The organism is Pseudomonas sp. P1_C12 (assembly GCF_056406435.1).
The window spans coordinates 391,410-417,623 of the sequence record NZ_JBFUAE010000003.1; the positions used below are offsets into that span (position 1 = coordinate 391,410).

Here is a 26,214-nt window from a genome sequence, read left to right on the forward strand (position 1 = left end):
GCTCGCTCCCACAGTTGTTTCTGTGGTGTTTGTATATTTTGCGCATCAGGCATAATCCGCCCAATTCAAACAACAAGGACGCCGCCCGTGAGCTCAGTCAACAAGTCGATTTTGTTGGTCGATGACGATCAAGAGATACGCGAGTTGCTGGACACCTACCTGACCCGCGCCGGTTTCCAGGTGCGTGCCACCGCCGACGGCGCCGGTTTTCGCCAGGCGCTGAACGACGCGCCGGCCGATCTGGTGATCCTTGATGTGATGCTGCCCGACGAAGACGGCTTCAGCCTGTGTCGCTGGATTCGCCAGCATCCACGCCAGGCACAGGTGCCGATCATCATGCTCACCGCCAGTTCCGATGAAGCCGACCGCGTCATCGGCCTGGAACTGGGCGCCGACGATTACCTCGGCAAGCCGTTCAGCCCACGGGAATTGCAGGCGCGGATCAAGGCGTTGCTGCGCCGCGCGCAGTTTGGTCAGGAACGTAGCGGCGGTGAGGTGCTGGCCTTTGATGACTGGCGGCTGGACATGGTCAGCCATCGGCTGTTTCACATCGATGGCGAAGAGGTGATTCTCTCGGGCGCCGACTTCGCGCTGCTGAAACTGTTCCTCGATCACCCGCAGGAAATCCTCGACCGCGACACCATCGGCAACGCCACTCGTGGCCGTGAGTTGATGCCCCTCGATCGCATCGTCGACATGGCGGTCAGCCGGTTGCGCCAGCGCCTGCGCGATACGGAAAAACCGCCACGGCTGATCCGCACCGTGCGCGGCAGCGGCTACCAATTGGCAGCCAATGTGGTTGCCAGCAATGGCCACTAAGCTATTGCGCAAGCTCGCCGCCAAGGTGCCGATGCCGCGTTCGCTGCTCGGGCGGATGTTGCTGTTGACCCTGCTGGCGGTGTTGTTCGCCCAAGCGTTGTCGAGCGTGATCTGGGTATCGCAACTGCGTGCCACGCAGCTCGAGGGCCTGGTCACCAGCGCCCGCAGCCTGGCCCATTCGATGACGGCCAGTGTCAGTTATTTTCGTTCGTTGCCAGTGGCGTTTCGGCCCTTGGTGCTCGATCAGTTGCGCAGCATGGGCGGCACCCGGTTCGTGGTGACGCTCAATGACAAACCCCTGGGCATGGAAGTGCTGCCCATCACCCCGCGCAAAGAAGCGGTGCTCAAAGCGGTGGACGAAGTGCTACGCCAGTCCCTCGGTCAGGACGCCGACATCTCGGTGACCTTCGTCAGCCCGGAAGACCTGCGCATCTTCAATGGCGGCCTGAAGCTCGATGAGTTGCCACGCTCATGGGCGCACTACGCGCTGACCCTGGAACCGGTGAACCCGCCGGTACTGGTCACGCAGATCCAGATGGCGCCGGGCGAGTGGCTGTACATCGCCTCGCTTTTGCCCGAGCCCTACACCAGTCTTGAAGAGCAGGGCCTGCCGGCGCAGCAGGTGTGGTTCATCGTCCTGACCAGCAGCTTTCTGCTGTTGTTCATCGGCCTGCTGGTGCACTGGCAGAGTCGTCCGCTCAAGCGCCTGGCGCGGGCGGCGCGGGACCTGTCGCTGGGGGCCGACGTGGAACCGGTGGCCGAAGGCGGGGGTAGCGAAGTGGTCGAGGTCGGGCGCGCCTTCAACACCATGCGCGAGCGCATCAGTCGTTACCTGACCGAGCGCAGCCAGTTGTTCAGCGCGATTTCCCATGATTTGCGCACGCCGATTACCCGACTGCGGTTGCGCGTTGAATTGCTGGAAGATGAGAAGTTGCAAGCCAAGTTCGGCCGCGATCTGGACGAGCTCGAATTGCTGGTCAAGGGCGCGCTGCAATGCGTGAAAGACACCGATATCCACGAGAACATCGAGCCGGTGGACCTCAACCATGTGCTCGACTGCCTGGTGGAGCCCTATCTCGCGCCGAACGGCAACGGCCGCGTGACCCAGCAGGGGCGGGCGCTGGCGGCCTATCCGGGGAAACCGCTGGCGCTCAAGCGCTGCATCGGCAACCTGATCGACAATGCGTTGAAGTATGGGCAGAACGCGCACCTGCACATCGATGACGACGAAAGCGCGTTCATCCTGCACGTCGATGATGAAGGGCCGGGCGTACCGGAGCAGCGGCTGGAGCAGGTGTTCGAACCGCACTTTCGCCTGGCCGGGCAGCAGCAGGGTTATGGGTTGGGGCTGGGGATTGCCCGCAACATTGCCCATAGCCATGGCGGTGAAGTGAGTTTGCAGAATCTGCGTGAAGGCGGGTTGCGGGTGACCCTGCAGTTGCCGCGTTCGGTTGATTGAAAGATCAAAAGATCGTCCGAACGCGGCCCGAGCCTTCGGCAGCTCCTACAGAGATCGGCGTAGGAGCTGCCGCAGGCTGCGATCTTTTGATCTTTCTTTGTCACTGAGTGGTGACAAACCCCACCCCCTTCGTTACAAGCCCGCCTTCGTCCGTTGTTTATGCTGCCCCACAGTCATAACAACAAAAAAGGTACGCCATGGACACCTTCCAACCGGCCTTCAGCAGTTGGCTGAACGCACCTGCCCATCAGCAATGGCTCGCCACCGAAGGCTTGCGCCTGCTGGCCTTCGCCAAGGCTTCGAAGCTGCCTGAAGGCTTCGGCAACCTCGATGAAAAAGGCCGTCTCGCGGCTGATGCGCAAGCCCAGACCATGAACACCGCGCGCATGACCCACAGCTTCGCCATGGCCCATATTCAGGGCTTGCCGGGTTTTGCCGAGCTGGTGGATCACGGCGTTGCGGCGCTGCGCGGGCCGTTGCGCGACGCGCTGCATGGCGGCTGGTTCGCGGCCGCCGAACATCGCGATGGCAACACCGGCAAGAACGCCTACCTGCATGCCTTCGTGGCGCTGGCGGCAAGTTCTGCGGTGGTCGCGCAGCGCCCCGGTGCGCAAGCCTTGCTCGATGATGCGATCGATATCATCGACACCTGTTTCTGGAGCGAAGAAGAAGGCGCGATGCGCGAATCCTTCAATCGCGACTGGAGCGAGGAGGAGGCGTACCGAGGCGCCAACAGCAACATGCACGCCACTGAAGCCTTCCTCGCCCTGGCCGATGTCACTGAAGACAACCGCTGGCTGAGCCGCGCCCAACGGATTGTCGAGCGAGTGATCCATGGTCACGCCGCTGCCAACGATTACCTGGTGATCGAGCATTTCGACCGCGACTGGCAGCCGCTGCGGGAATACAACCACGACAACCCCGCCGACGGCTTCCGCCCGTACGGCACCACCCCGGGCCACGGTTTCGAGTGGGCGCGATTGTTGCTGCACCTCGAAGCTTCGCGGGTGAGAGCAGGGATGCTCACACCCGGCTGGCTGGTCACCGACGCGCAAAAACTCTTCGAGCACAATTGCCGTCACGGCTGGAGCATCGACGGCGCGCCGGGGATTGTCTACACCCTGGACTGGGACAACAAAGCGGTGGTCCGCCATCGCCTGCACTGGACCCATTGCGAAGCCAGTGCCGCCGCGAGTGCGCTACTCAAACGTACTGGCGATGAGCAGTACGAGCACTGGTACCGACTATTCTGGGAATTTTGTGACAGTCATTTCATCGACCGCTGCGATGGCAGCTGGCATCACGAACTCGACCCGCTGAACCGCCCGAGTGCCGATATCTGGCCCGGCAAACCTGACCTTTACCACGCCTGGCAAGCCGTATTGATTCCGCGCCTGGCGCTGGCGCCGAGCATGGCCACGGCGCTGGCGCAGTTGTCCCAGAGCGGTTCTATGTAACCATGCGGTGACATTTGCGCATCCCTTCGTTACCTGCGAGGGGATATCCCCTGTTTAAACTCCTATGCAGCGCAAGCAATAGACTTGCATGCATAACAACAAGAAAGGTGCTCCTGGATGAATGCGATTTCTCGCCTCGCTACTGTCATTTCTCTCGCTTCCCTGTCTGCGCTCCCCCTCAGTGTTCTTGCCGCTGAATCCAAAGGTTCCGTTGAAGTCGTTCACTGGTGGACCTCCGGTGGTGAAAAAGCAGCAGTCGATGTCCTGAAGGCTCAAGTCGAAAAAGACGGCTTCACCTGGAAGGACGGCGCAGTCGCCGGTGGCGGCGGTTCCACGGCCATGACCGTACTCAAAAGTCGCGCCGTAGCCGGCAACCCGCCGGGCGTCGCGCAAATCAAAGGTCCGGATATCCAGGAGTGGGGTAGCACTGGCCTGCTCAGCACCGACGCGTTGAAAGAAGTATCCAAGTCGGAAAACTGGGATGGCCTGCTGTCGAAGAAAGTCTCCGACACCGTCAAGTACGAAGGCGATTACGTGGCCGTGCCGGTGAACATCCACCGCGTCAACTGGCTGTGGATCAACCCGCAAGTATTCAAGAAAGCCGGGATCGAAAAAGCCCCGACCACCCTCGAAGAATTCTATGCCGCCGGCGACAAGCTCAAAGCCGCCGGCTTCATCGCGCTCGCCCACGGCGGTCAGCCTTGGCAGGACAGCACCGTGTTCGAAGACGTGGTGCTCTCGGTCATGGGCGCCGACGGTTACAAGAAAGCCCTGGTCGACCTGGACCAGAAAACCCTGTCCGGCCCGCAGATGACCCAGTCGTTCGCCGAGCTGAAAAAGATCACCGGCTACATGGACCCGAACCGCGCCGGTCGTGACTGGAACATCGCCGCCGCCGACGTCATCAACGGCAAGGCCGGCATGCAGATGATGGGCGACTGGGCAAAAAGCGAGTGGACTGCGGCGAAGAAAGTCGCCGGCAAGGACTACCAGTGCGTAGCGTTCCCGGGCACTGAAAAAGCCTTCACCTACAACATCGACTCCCTGGCGGTGTTCAAGCTCAAGGCCGATCGCAAGGGTGACATCGCCGCCCAGCAAGACCTGGCCAAGGTCGCATTGGGTACCGACTTCCAGAAAGTCTTCAGCATGAACAAGGGTTCGATCCCGGTGCGTAACGACATGCTGAACGAAATGGACAAGCTCGGCTTCGACGAGTGCGCCCAGAAATCGGCGAAGGACTTTGTCGCGGACGACAAGACCGGCGGTCTGCAACCGAGCATGGCGCACAACATGGCCACTTCCCTGGCCGTGCAGGGCGCGATCTTCGACGTGGTCACCAACTTCATGAACGACAAGGACGCAGACCCGGCCAAGGCCAGCGCCCAACTGGCCTCGGCTGTCAAAGCGGCCCAGTAATCCCTTGGCATCCCCCCTGTAGGAGCTGCCGCAGGCTGCGATCTTTTGATCTTGATTTTCAAAAACAAAATCAAAAGATCGCAGCCTGCGGCAGCTCCTACAAGGGATCGCACTCCGATCCTTTTATCTAAACCTGGATTATCCCGATGAGCTCTGTGGCGGTTTTCAGCAAAGCCTCACCGTTCGATGCGCTGCAACGCTGGCTACCCAAGTTGGTACTCGCGCCGAGCATGCTGATCGTGTTGGTTGGCTTCTACGGTTACATCATCTGGACGTTCATTCTGTCCTTCACCAACTCCAGCTTCATGCCGAGCTACAAGTGGGTCGGCCTGCAGCAATACATGCGCCTGATGGACAACGACCGCTGGTGGGTCGCGAGCAAGAACCTCGCGCTGTTCGGCGGCATGTTCATCGGCATCAGCCTGGTGCTGGGCGTGTTCCTCGCCGTGCTGCTGGACCAGCGCATTCGCAAGGAAGGCTTCATCCGCACCGTCTACCTGTACCCGATGGCGCTGTCGATGATCGTCACCGGTACCGCGTGGAAATGGCTGCTCAACCCTGGCCTGGGCCTGGACAAGATGCTGCGGGATTGGGGCTGGGAAGGCTTCCGCCTCGACTGGCTGGTGGATCAGGATCGCGTGGTTTACTGCCTGGTGATCGCCGCCGTATGGCAAGCCTCCGGGTTTGTTATGGCGATGTTCCTCGCCGGCCTGCGCGGTGTCGATCAGTCGATCATCCGTGCCGCGCAAGTCGACGGGGCGAGCCTGCCGACCATCTACCTGAAGATCGTCCTGCCGAGCCTGCGCCCGGTGTTCTTCAGTGCCTTCATGATCCTGGCGCACATCGCGATCAAGAGCTTCGACCTGGTCGCGGCGATGACCGCGGGCGGTCCGGGTTACTCCTCCGACCTGCCGGCGATGTTCATGTATTCCTTCACGTTCAGCCGTGGCCAGATGGGCATCGGTTCGGCCAGCGCCATGCTGATGCTCGGCGCCGTGCTGACCATCCTCGTGCCGTACCTGTACTCCGAGCTGCGAGGCAAACGTCATGACTAATCAACTCGGCAAACCATCGCTCAGCTTCAGCCGTATCGCGATCTACGCAACCTTGTTGCTGGCCGCTGCGATCTACCTGATCCCGTTGGTGGTGATGCTGCTGACCAGTTTCAAATCCCCGGAAGACATCCGTACCGGCAACCTGTTGAGCTGGCCGACCGTGATCGACGGCATCGGCTGGATCAAGGCCTGGGACAGTGTCGGCAGCTACTTCTGGAACTCGGTGAAAATCACCGTGCCGGCGGTACTGATCTCTACGTTCATCGGTGCCATGAACGGCTATGTGTTGTCGATGTGGCGTTTCCGTGGTTCGCAACTGTTCTTCGGCCTGTTGTTGTTCGGCTGCTTCCTGCCGTTCCAGACCGTGCTGCTGCCAGCCTCGTTCACCCTCGGCAAGATCGGCCTGGCCAACACCACCACCGGCCTGGTGCTGGTGCACGTGGTCTACGGCCTGGCGTTCACCACGCTGTTCTTTCGCAACTACTACGTGAGCATTCCGGATGCGCTGGTCAAAGCGGCGCGGCTCGATGGCGCGGGCTTCTTCACGATCTTCCTGAAAATCCTGCTGCCGATGTCGATCCCGATCGTGATGGTTTGCCTGATCTGGCAGTTCACCCAGATCTGGAATGACTTCCTGTTCGGCGTGGTCTTCGCCAGTGGCGATGCCCAGCCAATTACCGTGGCCCTGAACAACCTGGTCAACACCAGCACCGGGGCCAAGGAATACAACGTTGATATGGCCGCCGCGATGATCGCCGGGCTGCCGACACTGCTGGTCTACATATTCGCTGGCAAGTATTTCCTGCGTGGGCTGACGTCCGGCGCGGTCAAGGGGTAGAACATGGCAACTCTCGAATTACGCAACGTCAACAAGACCTACGGCGCCGGTTTGCCGGACACCCTGAAAAACATCGAACTGAAAATCGATGACGGGGAATTCCTGATCCTGGTCGGCCCGTCGGGCTGCGGCAAATCCACGCTGATGAACTGCATCGCCGGCCTGGAAACCATCAGCGGCGGCGCGATCCTGGTGGATGACGCCGACATCAGCGGCATGAGCCCCAAGGATCGCGACATCGCCATGGTGTTCCAGTCCTACGCGCTGTACCCGACCATGAGTGTGCGCGACAACATCGCGTTCGGCCTGAAGATCCGCAAAATGCCGACCGCCGAAATCGACGAAGAAGTCGCTCGGGTTTCCAAGCTGTTGCAGATCGAGCACCTGCTCAGCCGCAAGCCCGGCCAGCTCTCCGGTGGCCAGCAACAGCGTGTGGCGATGGGCCGTGCCCTGGCGCGGCGGCCGAAGATTTATCTGTTCGACGAACCGCTGTCCAACCTCGACGCCAAGCTGCGGGTCGAGATGCGCACCGAAATGAAACTGATGCACCAGCGCCTGAAAACCACCACGGTCTACGTGACCCACGACCAGATCGAAGCCATGACCCTGGGCGACAAAGTGGCGGTGATGAAGGACGGAATCATCCAGCAGTTCGGCACGCCGAAAGACATCTACAACAACCCGGCCAACCTGTTCGTGGCGAGCTTCATCGGTTCGCCGCCGATGAACTTCATCCCGCTGCGCCTGCAGCGCAAGGACGGTCGACTGCTGGCGCTGCTCGACAGCGGCCAGGCCCGTTGCGAGTTGCCTTTGGGCATGCAGGACGCCGGTCTCGAAGATCGCGAAGTGATCCTCGGCATGCGCCCTGAGCAGATCATCCTGGCCAACGGCGAAGCGAACGGTTTGCCGACCATTCGTGCCGAAGTCCAGGTCACCGAACCGACCGGTCCCGACACCCTGGTCTTCGTCAACCTCAACGACACCAAGGTCTGCTGCCGCCTGGCGCCAGACGTGGCGCCGGCAGTGGGCGAGACCCTGACCCTGCAATTCGACCCGGCGAAAGTGCTGCTGTTCGATGCCAAGAGCGGGGAGCGGCTGGGGGTTGCCGGCGTGCCGAAAGCCGAGGCGCATGCTGACAACGTGGCCCAATTCAAAGGCCGCTGAAGAACAAAGCTGTAGGAGCGAGCTTGCTCCTACAGGGGGGGATATGCGTTGGGTGGAGACATCCGTCGCAACCGATGTAACCGCGTTAAAGAAGAAAAGTTAATAACAATAAAACGAGGAAGTAGGGATGAAGATGAAGAACAAGGCCCGGTTGATCTGCCAGGTTTCAGCAGCGGCAGCACTGGTTCTGGCCGGCAATGCGATGGCCGATGAAGCGTTCAGCTCCGATTCCAAGTGGATGACGGGCGACTGGGGTGGCGAGCGTACCAAGCTGATCGAGCAAGGCATCGACATCAAGATGGACTACGTCGGTGAAGTCGGCGGCAACCTGCATGGCGGTTTCAACGATGACAAGACCGCGCGCTACGCCGACCAGTTTGGCCTGGGCGCGGCGCTGGACCTGGAGAAACTGTTCGGCTGGGATAACACCCAGGCCAAGATCCAGCTCACCAACCGTAACGGTGAGAACATCTCCAACGACCGTATCGGCGATCCGCGTGCCGGCACCTTGAGTTCCTCGCAGGAAGTCTTCGGTCGTGGCCATATGGTGCGTCTGACCCAGTTGTGGATTCAGCACCAGTTCCTCGACAACAAACTGGACGTCAAAGCCGGTTACTTCGGTGAAGGTGAAGACTTCAACACCTTCCCGTGCGAATTCCAGAACCTGGCGTTCTGCGGATCCCAGGTGGGTAACTGGGCCACCAACATCTGGTACAACTGGCCGGTGATGCAGGCGGCGATCCGCGTGAAGTACAACATCAATGACGAGCTCTACGCCCAGATTGGCGCGTACAACCAGAACACGTCGCAACTGGAACACGGTAACGGCTTCAAGCTCAGCGGCAGTGGTACCAATGGCACCGTACTGCCGGTCGAGCTGGTCTGGTCGCCGAAGGTCAACAACCTGCCGGGCGAATACCGTGTCGGTTACTACAAAAGCACTGCGCCTGCCGATGACGTTCTCAAGGACGACAACGGCCAGGACGCCGCGACCACCGGCAAGCCTTTTCGCGTCCACGATAGCAAGCACGGCTACTGGTTCGTCGCGCAGCAGCAACTCACCACTCACAACGGTGACGCTTCTCGCGGTCTGAACATCGCGGCCAACGCCACCTTCCACGACAAGGACACTAACGTCGTCGACAACTACCAGTCGCTGATGTTCGTGTACAAGGGCCCGTTCGACGCGCGTCCGAAGGATGACGTGGGCATCGGTTTCGCCCGTATCCATGTCAACGATGACGTGAAGAAAAACGCCGAGCTGACCAACGCGGCCAACGGCGTTTCGGAATACGACAATCCGCTGTTCTCGCCCATTCGTGAAACCGAATACAACTACGAGATCAACTACGGCTTCCACGTGACCAACTGGCTGACCGTACGCCCCAACCTGCAATACGTCACGCACCCGGGTGGTGTGGATGAAGTCGACAACGCGCTGGTGGCTGGCCTGAAAATTCAGTCGGTGTTCTAACGCGTCTGCGATAAGCTTCTCTCCATGTGCGCATATTTGCGGACAGCCATGGCTGTCCGCTTTTTTTTGCGGGTCGCGCACCCCGGTGACAGTTGATTTCAGGACCGTGGCACATGCTTGAGCATCCGCTACAACGCTTCTTCAAATCCTTGCGCGAGCGTCCGGTGTTCGCGTGGGAGCGCTATCAGATGCGCGATGTGCTGGTGATCGATCATCCGTTGTGTCAGGCGGTGTTCAGTCGGCAGGGCGCGCAGTTGTTGCACTTCCAGCCCAAGGGCCAGAAACCCTGGCTGTGGTGCGCGGCGAAGTGGCCGCAGGTCGGCGCCATTCGCGGTGGCGTGCCGGTGTGTTGGCCGTGGTATGGCCGGCATCCGAGCGAAAACGCCTGGCCGTCCCATGGCTGGGCACGGTTGCTCGACTGGAAGCTGCTCGACAGCAGCAGTGACGACGACGGCGTGCGATTGCACTGGCAGCTGAAGTTGTGCGACTGGCAGGTGGACTTGCACGCCCACTTGGGTGAGCGTATGGAGTTGCGTCTGAGCACCGAGCATCAGGACGACATGCCGTGCCAGCTGAGCCAGGCTTTGCATGCTTACTGGCGTATTGGCGATGTCAGTGAGATAGCGCTGTCTGGGCTCGAAGGCGCGCAGGGTTACGACCAGTTGAGCCGGCAGGTCTGTCAGCAGGAAGGCGAATTACGGGTGGACGGCGGATGCCAGCGAGTGTTCCAGCATGACGGTGAATTGCAGCTCAATGACCACGCCTGGCAGCGGGCTTTGTGCATCGATACGGGGGATACGGCCGACACGGTGGTGTGGCATCCCGGCTCGCGGCCGTTGCTCGGCGTGACCTGGAACGAGATATCCGAGTTTGTCTGTGTGGAAGCGGCGAGCGGCGGTACCGATAGCCTGTGCCTTGCGCCTGGGGAGCGGGCGCATTTGAGTTTGCAGGCGCGGGTGGGGGTGTAAAGAAGATCAAAAGATCGTCCGAACGCGGCCCGAGCCTTCGGCAGCTCCTACGCAAGCGCGTATACCTGTAGGAGCTGTCGAGTGAAACGAGGCTGCGATCTTTTACGCGAAGCGTCCTAATTAAACTCATCCCCAACCGGATACCGGCTGGCATTCAAGCTCTCCTTGATCTTGCGCAAATGCGGCTGGAAATCCACGCCCCGGCGCAACGTCATGCCGGTGGCGAGCACGTCCAGCACGGTCAGCTGGATGATCCGCGACGTCATCGGCATGTAGATGTCGGTGTCTTCCGGCAGCGGAATGTTCAGGCTCAGGGTGCTGGCCTTGGCCAGTGGCGAGTTCTCGGCGGTCAGGCCAAGCACCGAGGCGCCGTTTTCCCGGGCGATGCGCGCCACTTCCACCAGTTCGCGGGTGCGACCGGTGTAGGAAATGATCACGAACAACTCGCCGGTGTGGGCCACCGAGGCAATCATGCGCTGCATCAGCACATCCGCGTGGGCCGTGACGGCGAGGTTGAAGCGGAAGAACTTGTGCTGCGCATCCAGTGCCACCGGGGCCGAGGCGCCGAGGCCGAAGAAGTGGATCTGCCGCGCCTGGATCAGCAGGTCGACGGCGCGGCTGATCAGGTTCGGGTCGAGTGCCTGGCAAGCGCTGTCCAGCGAGGCGATGGCGCTGCCGAAGATCTTCTGGGTGTAGGCCTCCGGATTGTCATCGGCCTCCACCGCACGGCTGACATAGGCGGCGCCACTGGCCAGGCTCTGGGCCAGTTGCAGTTTGAGCTCAGGGTAGCCGCTGACGCCGAACGAACGGCAGAAACGGTTGACCGTCGGTTCGCTGACCGAAGCGGCCTGGGCGAGGGCGGCGATGCTGAAGCGGGTGGCCTGCTGCGGGTTGAGCAGAATCACCTCGGCGACTTTGCGTTCGGCCTTGTTCAGCTCTTCAAGGCGATTCTGGATTTGCTCCAGTAAATTTCGCACGCGGTCCATATAAGTATCCTTGATTCACCGGCACCGATAAGCGCGCGGTTAATGCAAAAAGGGCCTTTGGTGAGGCCCATCACGGTGGCCTATCCTACTGATGGCTCCGACCGACCACCACTCGGAATCTGTATTTTGCGAAAATGTTGTGGTTATTACTACATTTTCCCTTGAGTGATGCCTTGAAAAAAGGTATTTGTAGCTTAACTTGATAAAAGAACAAACATCATGCTCTCGATTACGGTTGAACCGTGCACCTTTACCTTGTTCGGCGGCCTGGGCGATCTGGCCTTGCGCAAGCTGTTTCCTGCCCTTTATCAACTCGACGGCGCAGGCCTGTTGCACGAGGACACGCGGATCATCGCGTTGGCCCGTGAACCGGGCAGCGAGCAGGAACACCTGACGTTCATCGCCTCCGAGCTACGCCGTTATGTCGGCGCCAAAGAGCTGGATGAAGCCGTGGTCGAGCGTTTTCTGGCGCGCCTGAGCTATCTGCACGTCGACTTCCTCAAGCCCGAGGATTATGTGACCCTGGCCGAAGTCGCCGGCACCGCACAGCGAGTCATCGCCTACTTTGCGACCCCTGCCGCCGTATACGGCGCGATTTGCGAGAACCTGGCCAAGGTCGGTCTGGCAGAAAACACCCGCGTGGTGCTGGAAAAACCCATCGGTTCGGACCTGGAATCCTCGCGCAAGGTCAACGACGCGGTGGCGCAGTTCTTCCCGGAGAACCGCACCTACCGCATCGACCATTATCTGGGCAAGGAAACCGTCCAGAACCTGATCGCCCTGCGTTTCGCCAACAGCCTGTTCGAAACCCAGTGGAACCAGAATTACATTTCCCACGTGGAAATCACCGTGGCCGAGAAGGTCGGCATCGAAGGCCGCTGGGGTTACTTCGACAAAGCCGGCCAGCTGCGGGACATGATCCAGAATCACCTGCTGCAACTGCTCTGCCTGATCGCCATGGACCCGCCGGCCGACCTGTCCGCCGACAGCATTCGCGACGAGAAAGTCAAAGTGCTCAAGGCCCTGGCGCCGATCAGCCCGGAAGGCCTGACCACTCAAGTGGTGCGCGGCCAGTACATCGCCGGCTACAGCGAAGGCAAAGCGGTGCCGGGGTACTTGGAAGAACCCAATTCCAACACCCAGAGCGATACCGAAACCTTCGTCGCCCTGCGTGCCGACATCCGCAACTGGCGCTGGGCCGGCGTGCCGTTTTACCTGCGTACCGGCAAGCGCATGCCGCAGAAGCTGTCGCAGATCGTCATCCACTTCAAGGAACCGTCGCACTACATCTTCGCCCCCGAGCAGCGCCTGCAAATCAGCAACAAGCTGATTATCCGCCTGCAGCCGGACGAAGGTATTTCCTTGCGTGTCATGACCAAAGATCAAGGCCTGGACAAAGGCATGCAGCTGCGCAGCGGTCCGTTGCAGCTGAATTTTTCCGACACCTGGAGCAGCGCACGGATTCCCGATGCCTACGAGCGGTTGTTGCTGGAAGTGATGCGCGGCAATCAGAACCTGTTTGTCCGTAAAGATGAAATCGAAGCCGCGTGGAAGTGGTGTGACCAGTTGATCGCCGGGTGGAAAAAATCCGGTGATGCGCCCAAGCCGTACGCGGCCGGGTCCTGGGGGCCGATGAGCTCCATTGCTCTGATCACGCGGGACGGGAGGTCGTGGTATGGCGATATCTGATTTGAAACTGCCGCAGGGCGTCAGCGCCCATGCATACAAGAGCCCGGTGCTGCTGGCTGAAAGCCTGGCACTGAACGTGGCGAAACAACTGAGCGACGCGATCGAAGCCCAGGGCGCTGCGACCCTGGTGGTTTCCGGTGGCCGCAGCCCGGTGGCGTTTTTCCAGCACCTGGCCAGGCAGACGCTGGACTGGTCGAACGTGGTGGTCAGCCTGGCCGACGAGCGCTGGGTGCCGGTGGAACACGCCGACAGCAACGCCGGTCTGATCAAGCGTTACCTGCTGCAAGGCCCGGCGGCCAAGGCGCAATTCCTGAGCCTGTACAGCGCCAGCGCCAACCTGGAACAGGCGGCCGAGCAGGCCGACCGTTTGTTGTCCGAGTTGCCGGTGATCGACGTGCTGATTCTCGGCATGGGCGATGACGGCCACACCGCGTCGCTGTTCCCCAACAGCCCGAACCTTGCCGAGGCATTGCAGGCCGATGGCGTCCGTCGCTGCTGGCCGATGCTGGCGCCGACCGTGCCGCATCAGCGCCTGACCATGAGCCGGGCGTTGCTGGCCTCGGCCAAGCATAAGGTTCTATCGATTTCCGGTCAGTCCAAGCTGACCACCCTGAGTACCGCACTGGCCGGTGACGATGTCGCCGCACTGCCGATTCGCGCGTTTCTGCAACCCACGTTAGAGATTTACTGGTGCCCATGAGCCAAGGAACAGCCGCTATGACAAACCCATCCCCGACCGTTTCCATGGCGGACAAAGTTGCCCTGATCGACAGCATCTGCGCGAAAGCGCGGATTCTGCCGGTGATCACCATCGCCCGCGAGCAAGACGTTCTGCCGCTGGCCGACGCCCTGGCGGCCGGTGGCCTGACGGCCCTGGAAGTGACCTTGCGTTCGCAATTCGGCCTCAAGGCCATCCAGATTCTGCGCGAGCAGCGTCCGGAACTGGTGACCGGTGCCGGCACCGTGCTCGATCGCCACATGCTGGCGGCGGCGGAAGCGGCCGGCTCGCAATTCATCGTCACGCCGGGTATCACCCGCGACCTGCTGGAAGCCAGCGTCGCCAGCCCGATTCCACTGTTGCCGGGCATCAGCAATGCCTCGGGCATCATGGAAGGCTACGGTCTGGGGTATCGCCGCTTCAAGCTGTTCCCGGCCGAAGTCAGCGGCGGCGTTGCAGCCATCAAGGCTTTGGGCGGTCCGTTCGGCGAAGTGAAATTCTGCCCGACCGGCGGCGTGGGACCTGCCAATATCAAGAGCTACATGGCGTTGAAAAACGTCATGTGCGTGGGCGGTAGCTGGATGCTCGATCCGGAGTGGATCAAGAACGGCGACTGGGCCCGCATTCAGGAATGCACCGCCGAGGCCTTGGCGCTGCTGGACTGATCGCTTCACCCTACACCTCGTTGTGTGTTCTACGGCTTTACGGTGCGCTTGGTCGGTGCACCGTTTTTTTTTGCCCGCGAAAAGTTGAGGCAATTAATACCTGTAGGAGCGAGCTCGCTCGCGAAAAACTTCCAGCCACCGCTGGCTATCGGGTTCCCGCGTTATCGTTCACGACCATCGTCGGAACGCCGCCCGGAGCAGGCTCGCTCCTGCAGGTCAGCACAATTGCGCCAGCGCCGTGGTCAGCCGCGTCATGTGCTCGGCGGTGGTGGTCAGCCCCGGGGTGATGCGGATGCACGGGCCGCACGCCGCGCCAGTGCGTACCACGGTGAACAGGTTGTAGTCCTTGAGCAGCCGCTCGACCATCGCCTGCTGATCGGTCTGTGCGATGAAACGCATGGACGTGATGCCGCAGTACAGTCGCGGGTCGTCCGGGGTCAGGACTTCGATGCCCGGTAGTTCGCGCACGGGGCGGACCCACAGGTTGCGCAGGTAGTTGAGCCGAGAACCCTTGGCCGCCGCGCCGCCCATGGCGTGATGCTCCTCGAGTACCAGCGGCAAGGTCAGCAACGCCGGAATGTTCGGTGTGCTGTACGGCATACGGGCACGAATGTCAGTGACCGGAAAATGCATCTCGCCCATGTCCGGGTCGATGTCGGCCAGGTGTTCGGGTGCAATGTAGATAAAGCCGAGCGTCAGCGGTGCACCGATCCACTTGTGCAGGTTGTAGCCGGCGAAGGCGATACCGAACTCGGCCAGGTCGAATTCGAACTGACCGAGGGCATGGGCACCGTCGAGGATGACGTCGATGCCGTGTTCCTTTGCCGCGGCTGCAATCGCCTGCACCGGCATCACCAGGCCCGTGCGATGGGTGACGTGGGTCAGGGCCATCAGCTTCAGCCGTGGGTGCCGCGCGAAGGTTTCGCGGTAGGTATTGAGCAGGCTGTCGAAGGTTGCGGGGTGGGTGTGTTCGATCTCGATCACTTCAACACCGCGATTACGCGCCAGCCAGCGCATGGCGCCTTTGACCGTGTCGTATTCCAGATCGCAAACCAGTACCTGATCGCCGGGCTGGAGCCGGTTGTAGTTGCGGATCAGCGACTGCAAACCTTCCGACGCGTTGCGGGTCAGGGCGATGCTGTCGGCGGGTACGCCTATCAACCGGGCCAGTTGCGCGCGGATCTTCAGGCTGTCGCCCTGTTCGAAGCGCTGGCGCACATAGACCGAATTGCTGCGGTTGATCAGCTCGATGTTGCGCTGGTATTCCTCGACCACCGTGCGCGACATGCGTCCAAAGTAACCGTTCTCCAGGTTGAGCGGGCCGGGTTCGACATCGTAGCGGTCGGCAAAGGTTTGCCAGAAGGCTTCATCACGGGCGCGGCGGGTGTTGTCGGGCATGGGCTACTCGGTAGGTGTTCAGTGGCGCGGGGCCGGTTTGCCGTGTTTGGCGCGCAGCGGTTCGAGCAAGTCCGACAAACCGTTGTGATCGATCTCCTGCATCAGGGCCAGCAGGCCACCCAACTCGCCATGGGGGAAACCCTCCCGGGCGAACCAGTTCAGGTAAGGGCCGGGCAGGTCGGCAATGATTCGGCCCTTGTACTTGCCGAAGGGCATTTCGCGGGTGATCAGCAGTTCGAGCTTTTCAGGATTCATCGATCGGTCGTCTTGATTTGGTCAGTCTGAAAAATACAGGCATTCCGACAAGCCCCCTCGCCACAGAGGGTTAGCCGATGCTAATCGCTGGCAGCGTGGTCAAGGTCACGCTCTGTTGTTTGCGTGGTGCGAGGATTTCAGCTTCGCCATCCACCACCAGTTCATCGCGCTGGTTGAACACGCGGGTGGCAATGCGTACGCGAAATTTCGGCAGTTTTTCCAGGATTTCCAGGCGCACGGTCAGGGTGTCGCCGATCTTCACCGGTTTCTGAAAGCTCATTTGCTGGCCGATGTAGATGGTCCCCGGTCCAGGCAATTCGCAGGCGACCGCCGCGCTGATCAACGCGCCGCTGAACATGCCATGGGCGATGCGCTCCTTGAACATGGTGCTGGCGGCGTAGTCGGCATCCAGGTGCACCGGGTTGTGATCGCCGGACATCGCGGCGAACAACTGGATGTCGCGCTCTTCGACGGTCTTGCTGAAACTGGCGGTCTGGCCGACTTCGAGGGCTTCGTAAGGGGTGTTGGTAACCTGGGTCATCTGTCTCAATTCCTGTGACGAATTAGAAAATTCACAAAACGCTATTCGGATCGGTGCGGCCGAGGAGTGCTCAAGGCCTGTGCGATCCAGTTCAACACATCGGCGATGATTTCATCGCGGTTGCTCTCGTTGAACAGTTCGTGCCGCGCCTGCGGGTAAACGGTCAGTTGCAGGTGTTGGCTGCCGGCCGCCCGTAGTGCGTCGGCCAGATCCTTGAGACGTTTGCCTTCGCTCACCGGATCACATTCACCGCCAATCACCAGCAGCGGCAGGCCCCGGTCGATCTGGGCGAGATTGGACGCTTTGCTGATTTGCTGCAAGCCACCGAGCAAATCGATCCACAGTTGATTGGTGCAGCGAAAACCACAGAGCGGGTCGTTGACGTACAGATCGACCTGCGCCGGATCACGGCTGAGCCAGTCGAACGGCGTGCGTGCCGGTTTGAATTTGTTGTTGAACGAGCCGAACGACAGCCATTCGATCAAAGCGCTGCGTCCTTTGCCGCCCTGGCGCAGGCGTTCGAGACGGGCGATTTGCCGTGCCGCGCGATAAAGCGCCACAGGCTGGAAGTTCGAGCCGCTGAGGATTGCCCCGTGCAGGCTGGCACTGTGGTGCAGCAGATAGGCCTGGGCGATGTAACTGCCCATGCTGTGACCGAGCAGCACGATCGGGACGCCAGGGTGCTGCTGGCCGATGTGCTGGTTGAGGCAGGCCAGGTCGCTCACGACCTTGCACCAGCCATCGTCATCGGCGAAATGCCCGAGTGTCCCGTTTTCGGCAGTTTTGCCATGTCCACGCAGGTCCGGCGCGCACACGCCATAGCCCTGGTCACAGAGCTTTTGCGCAAGGGGGCCGTAGCGACCGCTGTGTTCGGCCATGCCGTGGGCCAGCAGAATCATTGCCTTGAAGCTGCCGTCGGGTAGCCACTGGTTGACGAAGAGGCGGCTGTGGTCGCTCGTGGTCAGCCAGAAAGTGTCATGGATCATGGCGGTTCCTTTGCATGAGGCTGCCTGGTCGCAAACAGCTCGTTGCAGTTTATAGCGCATCCTTGGCTGGGCGTCTGATCAGCCTACGCCACGGCGAGTAGATTCATACGGTCAATGACGGCTGTGGGCATATTTGCCTGCTACGTCATAACTGCTAGTGTCCGTGAAGCTCCGCTTTTTGCATTTTTTTTGAAAAGTGACAGAAAAGTGGCCCCGGATAGATTCAGGTAAAGAGGACAACAACAATGCAACCTGATTTCTGGAATGACAAACGCCCGGCCGGCGTGCCCATGGATATCGATCTGGGAGCCTACAAGTCGGTAATCGAGGTGTTCGAGCGTTCCTGCAAGAAGTTTGCTGATCGCCCGGCGTTCAGCAACATGGGCGTGACCCTGACCTACGCCGAACTGGAACGCCAGAGCGCTGCCTTCGCCGGTTACCTGCAAGCCCACACCGACCTGGTGCCGGGCGACCGCATCGCGGTGCAGATGCCCAACGTCCTGCATTATCCGATTGCCGTGTTCGGTGCCTTGCGCGCCGGGTTGATCGTGGTCAACACCAACCCGCTGTACACCGCGCGGGAAATGCGTCACCAGTTCAAGGATTCCGGTGCCCGGGCACTGGTGTACCTGAATATGTTCGGCCAGAAAGTCCAGGAAGTGCTCCCCGACACCGATATCCAGTACCTGATCGAAGCGAAGATGGGCGACCTGATGCCCACTGCCAAGGGGTGGCTGGTCAACACTGTAGTGAGCAAGGTCAAGAAGATGGTCCCGGACTATTCCTTGCCCCAGGCCATTTCTTTCAAGAGTGCATTGCACATGGGCCGTGGCCTGGGCATCAAGCCGCTGAGCGTCGGCCTCGACGACATCGCCGTGCTGCAATACACCGGCGGCACCACCGGTCTGGCCAAGGGTGCGATGCTGACGCACGGCAATCTGGTGGCGAACATGCAACAGGCGCGGGCCTGTCTCAGCCAGTCGGCCAGCGACGGCCAGCCGCTGTTGCGCGAAGGCCAGGAGGTGATGATCGCGCCGCTGCCGCTGTACCACATCTATGCTTTCACGGCGAACTGCATGTGCATGATGGTGACGGGCAACCACAACGTGCTGATCACCAACCCGCGTGACATCGGCGGCTTCATCAAGGAGCTGAAGAACTGGCGGTTCTCGGCGTTGCTGGGGCTCAACACGCTGTTCGTAGCGCTGATGGATCACCCGGACTTCAAGACCCTGGACTTCTCCAGCCTCAAGCTCACCAACTCCGGCGGTACTGCGCTGGTCAAGGCCACTGCCGAGCGTTGGGAACAACTGACTGGATGTCGCATCACCGAAGGTTACGGCCTGACCGAAACTTCGCCGGTTGCCTGCGCCAACCCCTACGGCGATCAATCGCGGATTGGCACGGTCGGCATGCCGGTGCCGGGTACCACGCTGAAAGTCATCAATGATGACGGCGTCGAGCAACCTTTGGGAGAACGCGGCGAGTTGTGCATCAAAGGCCCGCAGATCATGAAGGGCTACTGGCAAAAACCCGATGCCACCGCCGAAGTGCTGGATGCCGAGGGCTGGTTCAAGTCCGGTGATATCGCGGTGATCGACCCGGACGGTTTCGTGCGCATCGTCGATCGCAAGAAGGACATGATCATTGTTTCGGGGTTCAACGTGTACCCGAACGAGATCGAAGACGTGGTGATGGCACACCCGAAAGTCGCCAACTGCGCGGTCATCGGTGTGCCCGACGAGCGGTCGGGGGAGGCGGTGAAGTTGTTCGTGGTGGCCCGTGAAGCAGGGGTCAGCCTTGAAGAGTTGAAGGCTTACTGCAAGGAAAACTTCACGGCGTACAAAGTACCGAAGCACATCGTGCTGCGTGAGTCGCTGCCGATGACGCCGGTGGGCAAGATCCTGCGGCGGGAGTTGCGTGATATCGCGTAGCAGGACATAGAGGCCGGCGCGATTCCAAAAGATCGCAGCCTTCGGCAGCTCCTACAGGGATCGCATATCCTTGCAGGAGCTGCCGAAGGCTGCGATCTTTTGCTTTTAGCCCCGGTTTTAGCGGGCCACAGGGCTTTATAGGTCTTTTGCTCTAAAATGACTGCCTGAAAGTCTTGAGTCACAAATGTGACCGTAGAGGCCTCTTTTGGCTCTAGTCGACCCTTGGCAAAGCTGCTACTCTCGGCGCGCTTTGTGACTTCTCGGCCTTCTATCAGCCAGATTCACCAATGACCAAACACCAATAATAATCGCATCAAATGCGGTGCTGAATTCGCGTTGCTGAGGAGTGGGCTTCCATGATCGAAGACTTTTGGAAGGATAAGTACCCAGCTGGGATTGCTGTCGACATCAATCCAGACGAGTATCCGAATATTCAGGCAGTGTTGAAGCAATCCTGCCAACGCTTCGCCAACAAGCCGGCATTCAGCAACCTGGGCAAGACACTCACCTACGGTGAACTGTACGAATTGTCCGGTGCGTTTGCCGCTTACCTGCAACAGCATACCGACTTGCAGCCCGGCGATCGAATCGCCGTGCAACTGCCCAATGTGTTGCAGTACCCGGTTGCCGTCTTCGGGGCCATCCGCGCCGGGCTGATCGTGGTCAACACCAACCCGCTGTACACCGCGCGGGAAATGGAACACCAATTCAACGACTCCGGTGCCAAGGCCCTGGTCTGCCTGGCCAACATGGCGCACCTGGCCCAAACCGTGGTGCCGAAAACCGGCGTCAAGCACGTGATCGTCACCGAAGTCGCCGACCTGCTGCCGCCGCTCAAGCGTCTGCTGATCAACAGCGTCATCAAGTATGTGAAGAAGATGGTGCCGGCCTATCACTTGCCCAAGGCCGTCAAGTTCAACGACGTGCTGAGCAAAGGCCTGGGCCAGCCAGTGGCGGAAGCCAACCCGGCCAGCGGTGATGTCGCGGTACTGCAATACACCGGCGGCACCACCGGCGTGGCCAAGGGCGCGATGCTGACCCACCGCAACCTGGTGGCGAACATGCTGCAGTGCAAGGCGCTGATGGGTTCCAACCTCAATGAAGGTTGCGAGATCCTGATCACGCCGCTGCCGCTGTACCACATCTATGCGTTCACCTTTCACTGCATGGCGATGCTGCTGGCGGGCAACCACAACATCCTGATCAGCAACCCGCGTGACCTGCCGGCGATGGTCAAGGAATTGTCGAAGTGGAAGTTCAGCGGCTTCGTCGGCCTGAACACGCTGTTCGTGGCCCTGTGCAACAACGAAGGCTTCCGCAAGCTGGATTTCTCCGCGCTGAAAGTCACCTTGTCGGGAGGCATGGCCCTGCAACTGGCGGCGGCCGAACGCTGGAAAGCGGTGACCGGTTGCGCCATCTGCGAAGGCTACGGCATGACCGAAACCAGCCCGGTGGCCACGGTGAACCCGATCCAGCACATCCAGGTCGGCACCATCGGCATTCCGGTGCCGTCGACCCTGTGCAAAGTCATCAACGATGCCGGTGTCGAGCAGCCGCTGGGCGAAATCGGCGAGCTGTGCGTGAAAGGCCCGCAGGTCATGAAAGGCTACTGGCAGCGCCAGGAAGCCACCGATGAAATCCTCGACAGCGAAGGCTGGTTGAAGACCGGTGACATCGCGCTGATCCAGCCCGATGGCTACATGCGCATTGTCGATCGCAAGAAAGACATGATCCTGGTGTCCGGTTTCAATGTGTACCCGAACGAGCTCGAAGACGTGCTGGCGACCCTGCCGGGCGTGCTGCAATGCGCGGCCATCGGTGTACCGGACGAGAAGTCGGGCGAGGCGATCAAGATTTTCATCGTTGCCAAGCCGGGCGTGACCCTGACCAAGGAACAGGTGATGGAGCACATGCGCGCCAACGTCACTGGCTACAAGGTCCCGCGCTCCGTGGAGTTCCGCGATGCACTGCCGACCACCAACGTCGGCAAGATCCTGCGTCGTGAATTGCGCGATGAAGAGCTGAAGAAGATCAACGGGAAGAAAGCCACCGCGTAATCAACACAAAAAAGCCCCGCAGATGCGGGGCTTTTTTGTTGAAGATCAAAAGATCGCAGCCTTCGGCAGCTCCTACATGGGATTGCGGTCACCTGTAGGAGCTGCCGAAGGCTGCGATCTTTTCTTTTTACTGGCGGAATGGCGCAAAGTTGACGTTGGTGCCCGTCGGGCGCATGTCCTGCAGGAAGGAGTCCTTGTCGGCGCTCAGTTCCAGGCTCAATGCAGCCTTGCGCTTGCCTTCATTGCGCACCACCAGGCCTTCGAGCTTCTCGCGCAGGAACACGGTCGGCACTTTCAGGTGCAGCAGTTCGTCAGTGTCCGGCGTGTGCATCAGCAGGTGAATCCACTCGTACTGACCGATTGCAAGGCGCGTCACCGGGAGGTCGAACCACCAGATGTTACGGTTACGGTTCAGTTCGGCGAAGTGGCAGTTGTTGACGCCAAGCACAGCACCGCCGAGTTCCTGGTTTCTGCGGGCAATGGCCTGCTTTTTATCGAGTTTCATAACATTCCTACGGGATTGGATCTTCAGCGCCATGGCCTGAACGTGTTGCGCATTCTCGGGGGTTGGCCGGCAAACATAAAGCGCAACCTGCACTGAACGATGAAATGTCGTGGTGAAAATAAATGAAACTCCCTGCAAAAGCCCCCGGTCAACCTTGTGTAACGACTTTTCCTTCGATTCACAGGAGAATTACCATGAGCAGCACAAGCGATAAAATCAAAGGCGTGGCCAATGAAGCCGCCGGCAACATCAAGCAGGGTGTTGGCAAGGTCACCGGCAGCGATAAAATGCGTGCCGAGGGCGTGAGGCAGGAAAGAAAGGGCGAGGCCCAGCAAGCAGTCGGCAAGGCCAAGGATGCGCTGAAAAAAGGTATCGACAAGGCATGATCAGGCCTTGAATGAAAACAGGACGCGGCCATCTTCGGATGGCCGTTTTTGTGTCAGCCTGAACTTGCACTCTGAAATTGTTTCAAAGTCGCCAACTGGGCTACCTTGATGAAGGAAACGGCCCCTGAGTCGCCACGACTTCAACCCAAATGCGTATGCGGCGAATGGAGACGCTAATGATTTTTCCGGACATGAGAGGCTTGCCCCTGCACCGTGTGATGATGCGCACGGTCACCGAGTTCATTGCCGACGAAATGTCGACCTATGCCTCGGCGCTGGCTTATCAAATGCTGTTTTCGCTGTTTCCGTTCATTCTGTTTCTGATTGCCCTGATCGGCTTCCTGCACCTGCCCGACTTTTTCTCCTGGCTGCGCCTGCAATCGGAACTCGTATTGCCGCCCCAGGCACTGGAGCAGGTCAACCCGGTGATCGACCAGCTTCAGCAGTCCAAGGGTGGCTTGCTCTCGGTGGGTATCGTGATTGCGCTGTATACCGCCTCCGCCGGCGTGCGGCTGATGATGAGCGCGATGAACGCTGCCTACGACGTGGTTGAAGGGCGTCCGCTGTGGAAACGCTTTCCGTTGTCGGTCATCTACACCGTCGGCATTGCCGGCATGCTGCTGATCGCCGCAGCGCTGATGGTGCTCGGTCCGCAGGTGATGAGCTGGATCGCTGCGCAAGTCGGCCTTGAGTACTTCATCGTCACGCTCTGGACCATCGCGCGCTGGCCGGTGATCGTGATTCTGATGATGGTCGCGGTGGCGTTGATCTACTACGTCATGCCCGACGTCAAACAGGAATTCCGCTTCATCACCCCAGGCTCAGTGCTGGCGGTGGTGGTGTGGATCATCGCTTCCCTGGGCTTCGGTTTGTACGTCAAGGAGTTCGCCAACTACAACGCCATGTATGGCAGTATCGGTGCGATCATCGTGCTGTTGCTGTACTTCTACATTTCCGCCGCGGTACTGCTGCTGGGCGCGGAGATGAACGCGGTGATCGAGCACATGTCGCGAGAGGGCAAGGACCCTGGCGAAAAAGTGGCTGGCGAGCATGGTCCCGTCCATGAGGAAAAGCACCACGTGTCGGGACTGGGCCGCGATCACTCACACAAACCGACCATGGATGAAACCTGATCATGATTCGTGAAATTCTGAAAATGGGCGATGAGCGCCTGCTGCGCATTGCCCCGCCAGTGCCAGCCGAGATGTTCGACAGCCCCGAGTTGTGGCAACTGATCGATGACATGTTCCAGACCATGGAAAGTGTGGGGGGCGTTGGCCTCGCGGCTCCGCAGATCGGTGTTGACCTGCAACTGGTGATCTTCGGTTTCGAGCACAGTGAGCGTTATCCGGATGCGGAGGCCGTACCGCAGACGATCCTGATCAACCCGTTGATCACACCACTGAGTCCGATCCTGGAAGAGGGTTTCGAAGGCTGTTTGTCCGTACCGGGCCTGCGCGGCGCGGTGCAGCGTTACCAACAGATTCGCTACGACGGCGTCGACCCCAAGGGCGAGCCTATCGTACGCATTGCCTCAGGGTTCCACGCACGGGTGGTGCAACATGAGTGTGATCACCTGATCGGCCGCCTGTACCCGTCGCGCATTACCGACTTCAGCAAGTTCGGCTTCACCGAGGTGATGTTCCCGGATCTGGATCCCTTCGCGGACGACTAAAGCCACCGCCGCTCCCACATTGGATCTCCAACTGGCTTGAGTAAGTTAAACGTTTGGCTCCGACCCCATCGCAATCATCGGCTTGCTGCGCGCATATCGGCTCAAGCGTTCTACCATTGCGTAAGGCATCGGCGGATCGAACGTAAACCCGCGACGCTCATAAAACCCGCGCAAATCCGGATGACAGAACAACCACACCGGCAGTTCGCAATCCTTTACCGCGGCCGCAATCAACCCGGCGGCAATCCCTTGTTCGCGACACCCCGGATCGACAAACAACCCGGTCAGCCAATGCCCACCGGACACCGGACGCAAACACAGCGCGGCAACAATCCGCTCACGCCGGGCCACCCACAGCTGCGCGTCGCGCACGGCTTTCATCGACGACTGGTGAGCGCGGTAGAACTTGTTTATCAATGGCCATAACGGCTCGTCGAGCAGGGTGAATTGGGTATCGGGCATGGTCTCGGACTGTCGGTATGCAAAGCGGGCGATTATAAAAGAACGCGCGCGCCGGGATAGGTGTATACCTGATCTCACATCCCTGTGAGTGGAGTACGCATCATGTCCAAAGGTATGGATTCAAAGAAATCGGCGAAAAAGAAACCGGTGAAAACCGCCATTGAAAAGCGTGCGGACAAGAAAGCCAAGAAGGTCGGCGTGTTCGGTCACTGATTCCGCGTTGATTGATCGCTCCCATGCAACATGGGAGCGATCCTCCAGAAATTAATCTGCAGGATTTCCCAAGGCCATTGCACAGAAGGGGACTGGTCCCCGATCTGAGCAACGCCATGCCCCACTACTTTGATAGCGCCCACCAAGAAGAAATCGAAACCCTGCGTCGACGCTTCACCGCGCGCACCGAATGGCCGACCTGGTGTCTGTTGGTCGGTGTGTATGGCGGCTGGTTTGGCATTGTATTGAACAGCCATCGGCTGGGATTGTGGTGGAGCACCCTGTGGTTGATTCCGTTGCTGGTGCTGTGGTTATCCGTGCAACACGAACTGCTGCACGGTCATCCCACGCGCTGGCCAACCCTGAACAAAATCTTTGGCTATGCGCCGTTTGCCGTCTGGTATCCGTACACCCTGTATCGCGATAGCCATTTGCTGCATCACCGCGACGAGGACCTGACTATCCCCGGTCGCGACCCGGAAAGCCGTTACCTGAGCGCCGAACAGTGGCAGGGCAGTTCACTGCCGGTGCGCAGCCTGCACCGGCTGAACAAAACCGTGCTCGGCCGCTTTGCCCTGGGTGCACCGTTGGCCTTGCTGGCGTTGGCCCGTGAAGAGCTGCAACGTCTGAGAGCGGGCGAGCGCCAGGCCTGGCTGATGTGGTTGAGTCACGGCTCGATGACCGGGTTGATGCTGCTGTTCATCGCGAACCTCAGCGTATTGCCGGTTTGGCATTACCTGTTTTTGATCAGTGTACCGGCGCTGTCGATCGCCATGATTCGCTCCTACTATGAACATCGACCTCACGCGTCGCCGGAGCAACGCACGGTGCTCAATGAAGCGGCGTGGCCGTGGCGCTGGCTGTTCCTGAACCTCAATTTTCATCTGGTGCATCACGAGTTGCCGGGGTTGCCCTGGTACGACTTGCCCCGCGCTTACCGGGCCCGCCGCGAGCAATGGCTGGTGCGTAGCGGCGGGTTTCTGGTGCGGGGTTATGGGCAGTTGTGGCGTGAACATGGAGTGAAGGCCATCGACAGCCCGAGGCATCCGTTTTACTGATGCCTGATCACCAACGAGCCCTGTAGGAGCGGGCTT

At 60.0% G+C, this 26,214-nt stretch carries 25 protein-coding genes; 18 read left to right on the forward strand and 7 right to left on the reverse strand.

Going from position 1 to position 26,214, the window contains the following annotated elements; genetic code table 11:
- Positions 1-87: 87 nt before the first annotated feature.
- The 9 genes from AC1D19_RS07150 (at position 88) to AC1D19_RS07190 (ending at position 10,650) form a co-directional block, all read left to right on the forward strand.
- Positions 88-819 (forward strand): response regulator, encoded by a 732-nt coding sequence (locus AC1D19_RS07150; RefSeq protein ID WP_223548771.1) that lies wholly within the window; start codon positions 88-90, stop codon positions 817-819.
- A gap of 31 nt (positions 820-850) precedes the next feature.
- Positions 851-2,278, forward strand: coding sequence for an ATP-binding protein (locus AC1D19_RS07155; RefSeq protein WP_477755244.1), 1,428 nt, complete (start codon positions 851-853; stop codon positions 2,276-2,278).
- Positions 2,279-2,475: 197 nt separating this feature from the next.
- Positions 2,476-3,735 carry a D-mannose isomerase gene (locus tag AC1D19_RS07160; RefSeq protein WP_477762797.1) on the forward strand — a complete coding sequence of 420 codons (1,260 nt, stop codon included), beginning with the start codon at positions 2,476-2,478 and terminating at the stop codon, positions 3,733-3,735.
- Positions 3,736-3,852: 117 nt separating this feature from the next.
- On the forward strand, positions 3,853-5,151 hold the full coding sequence (locus tag AC1D19_RS07165) for an ABC transporter substrate-binding protein (protein WP_477755238.1): 1,299 nt from the start codon (positions 3,853-3,855) through the stop codon (positions 5,149-5,151).
- Positions 5,152-5,297: 146 nt separating this feature from the next.
- The gene (locus tag AC1D19_RS07170) at positions 5,298-6,206 is read left to right on the forward strand and encodes a carbohydrate ABC transporter permease (protein ID WP_008032969.1); all 909 of its coding nucleotides are present in this window, start codon (positions 5,298-5,300) and stop codon (positions 6,204-6,206) included.
- Positions 6,199-7,044, forward strand: a complete 846-nt coding sequence (locus AC1D19_RS07175) for a carbohydrate ABC transporter permease (protein WP_477762798.1) — start codon at positions 6,199-6,201, stop codon at positions 7,042-7,044. Before AC1D19_RS07170 ends, AC1D19_RS07175 begins: the two co-directional genes overlap by 8 nt.
- 3 nt (positions 7,045-7,047) lie before the next feature.
- The gene (locus AC1D19_RS07180; RefSeq protein WP_477755240.1) at positions 7,048-8,208 is read left to right on the forward strand and encodes an ABC transporter ATP-binding protein; all 1,161 of its coding nucleotides are present in this window, start codon (positions 7,048-7,050) and stop codon (positions 8,206-8,208) included.
- A 127-nt stretch (positions 8,209-8,335) separates the two neighbouring features.
- Positions 8,336-9,682, forward strand: coding sequence for a carbohydrate porin (locus AC1D19_RS07185; RefSeq protein ID WP_477762799.1), 1,347 nt, complete (start codon positions 8,336-8,338; stop codon positions 9,680-9,682).
- Between the two features lie 113 nt (positions 9,683-9,795).
- On the forward strand, positions 9,796-10,650 hold the full coding sequence (locus tag AC1D19_RS07190) for a D-hexose-6-phosphate mutarotase (protein WP_477762800.1): 855 nt from the start codon (positions 9,796-9,798) through the stop codon (positions 10,648-10,650).
- 116 nt (positions 10,651-10,766) lie between these two features.
- On the opposite strand, the gene AC1D19_RS07195 is transcribed toward AC1D19_RS07190, so the two are convergent.
- Positions 10,767-11,627 (reverse strand): MurR/RpiR family transcriptional regulator, encoded by an 861-nt coding sequence (locus AC1D19_RS07195; protein WP_170948639.1) that lies wholly within the window; start codon positions 11,625-11,627, stop codon positions 10,767-10,769.
- 228 nt (positions 11,628-11,855) lie between these two features.
- Here AC1D19_RS07195 and zwf point away from each other — a divergent pair, with 228 nt between their 5' ends.
- From zwf to AC1D19_RS07210, 3 genes are read left to right on the forward strand one after another with little or no spacing between them, the layout of a single operon-like run.
- On the forward strand, positions 11,856-13,325 hold the full coding sequence (zwf, locus tag AC1D19_RS07200) for a glucose-6-phosphate dehydrogenase (RefSeq protein ID WP_477762801.1): 1,470 nt from the start codon (positions 11,856-11,858) through the stop codon (positions 13,323-13,325).
- A complete protein-coding gene (pgl, locus tag AC1D19_RS07205; protein ID WP_477762802.1) occupies positions 13,312-14,025 on the forward strand; it encodes a 6-phosphogluconolactonase in 714 nt (237 codons plus the stop codon). Before zwf ends, pgl begins: the two co-directional genes overlap by 14 nt.
- Positions 14,026-14,042: 17 nt before the next feature.
- The gene (locus tag AC1D19_RS07210; RefSeq protein ID WP_008050561.1) at positions 14,043-14,708 is read left to right on the forward strand and encodes a bifunctional 4-hydroxy-2-oxoglutarate aldolase/2-dehydro-3-deoxy-phosphogluconate aldolase; all 666 of its coding nucleotides are present in this window, start codon (positions 14,043-14,045) and stop codon (positions 14,706-14,708) included.
- A gap of 216 nt (positions 14,709-14,924) precedes the next feature.
- On the opposite strand, the gene AC1D19_RS07215 is transcribed toward AC1D19_RS07210, so the two are convergent.
- The 4 genes from AC1D19_RS07215 to AC1D19_RS07230 all read right to left on the reverse strand — a co-directional run bounded on the left by AC1D19_RS07215 (position 14,925) and on the right by AC1D19_RS07230 (position 17,888).
- Positions 14,925-16,106, reverse strand: coding sequence for an aminotransferase class V-fold PLP-dependent enzyme (locus AC1D19_RS07215; RefSeq protein ID WP_477756198.1), 1,182 nt, complete (start codon positions 16,104-16,106; stop codon positions 14,925-14,927).
- Between the two features lie 18 nt (positions 16,107-16,124).
- Positions 16,125-16,361 (reverse strand): DUF3820 family protein, encoded by a 237-nt coding sequence (locus AC1D19_RS07220; protein ID WP_003227425.1) that lies wholly within the window; start codon positions 16,359-16,361, stop codon positions 16,125-16,127.
- A gap of 70 nt (positions 16,362-16,431) precedes the next feature.
- Complete coding sequence (locus AC1D19_RS07225) at positions 16,432-16,902, reverse strand: MaoC family dehydratase (RefSeq protein WP_477756913.1); 471 nt, start codon at positions 16,900-16,902, stop codon at positions 16,432-16,434.
- 41 nt (positions 16,903-16,943) lie between these two features.
- Positions 16,944-17,888 (reverse strand): lysophospholipase, encoded by a 945-nt coding sequence (locus tag AC1D19_RS07230; protein ID WP_477762803.1) that lies wholly within the window; start codon positions 17,886-17,888, stop codon positions 16,944-16,946.
- Positions 17,889-18,133: 245 nt separating this feature from the next.
- On the opposite strand from AC1D19_RS07230, the gene fadD2 reads away from it, so the two are divergent.
- Entirely contained in the window at positions 18,134-19,822 is a 1,689-nt protein-coding gene (fadD2, locus tag AC1D19_RS07235; protein ID WP_477760563.1) for a long-chain-fatty-acid--CoA ligase FadD2, read from the forward strand.
- A gap of 356 nt (positions 19,823-20,178) precedes the next feature.
- Positions 20,179-21,879 carry a long-chain-fatty-acid--CoA ligase FadD1 gene (gene fadD1 / locus AC1D19_RS07240; protein WP_477762804.1) on the forward strand — a complete coding sequence of 567 codons (1,701 nt, stop codon included), beginning with the start codon at positions 20,179-20,181 and terminating at the stop codon, positions 21,877-21,879.
- Between the two features lie 127 nt (positions 21,880-22,006).
- On the opposite strand, the gene AC1D19_RS07245 is transcribed toward fadD1, so the two are convergent.
- Positions 22,007-22,384, reverse strand: coding sequence for a hypothetical protein (locus tag AC1D19_RS07245; protein WP_477762805.1), 378 nt, complete (start codon positions 22,382-22,384; stop codon positions 22,007-22,009).
- Positions 22,385-22,578: 194 nt separating this feature from the next.
- On the opposite strand from AC1D19_RS07245, the gene AC1D19_RS07250 reads away from it, so the two are divergent.
- From AC1D19_RS07250 to def, 3 genes are all read left to right on the forward strand, one after another.
- On the forward strand, positions 22,579-22,770 hold the full coding sequence (locus AC1D19_RS07250; protein ID WP_477762806.1) for a CsbD family protein: 192 nt from the start codon (positions 22,579-22,581) through the stop codon (positions 22,768-22,770).
- Between the two features lie 176 nt (positions 22,771-22,946).
- The gene (locus tag AC1D19_RS07255; RefSeq protein WP_477762807.1) at positions 22,947-23,903 is read left to right on the forward strand and encodes a YihY/virulence factor BrkB family protein; all 957 of its coding nucleotides are present in this window, start codon (positions 22,947-22,949) and stop codon (positions 23,901-23,903) included.
- Between the two features lie 2 nt (positions 23,904-23,905).
- Complete coding sequence (gene def / locus AC1D19_RS07260; RefSeq protein WP_477762808.1) at positions 23,906-24,445, forward strand: peptide deformylase; 540 nt, start codon at positions 23,906-23,908, stop codon at positions 24,443-24,445.
- 45 nt (positions 24,446-24,490) lie between these two features.
- Here def and AC1D19_RS07265 read toward each other — a convergent pair whose 3' ends face one another.
- The gene (locus tag AC1D19_RS07265) at positions 24,491-24,907 is read right to left on the reverse strand and encodes a GNAT family N-acetyltransferase (protein ID WP_477762809.1); all 417 of its coding nucleotides are present in this window, start codon (positions 24,905-24,907) and stop codon (positions 24,491-24,493) included.
- Positions 24,908-25,236: 329 nt separating this feature from the next.
- On the opposite strand from AC1D19_RS07265, the gene AC1D19_RS07270 reads away from it, so the two are divergent.
- The gene (locus tag AC1D19_RS07270; protein ID WP_477762810.1) at positions 25,237-26,178 is read left to right on the forward strand and encodes a fatty acid desaturase; all 942 of its coding nucleotides are present in this window, start codon (positions 25,237-25,239) and stop codon (positions 26,176-26,178) included.
- The last annotated feature ends 36 nt before the right edge of the window (positions 26,179-26,214 follow it).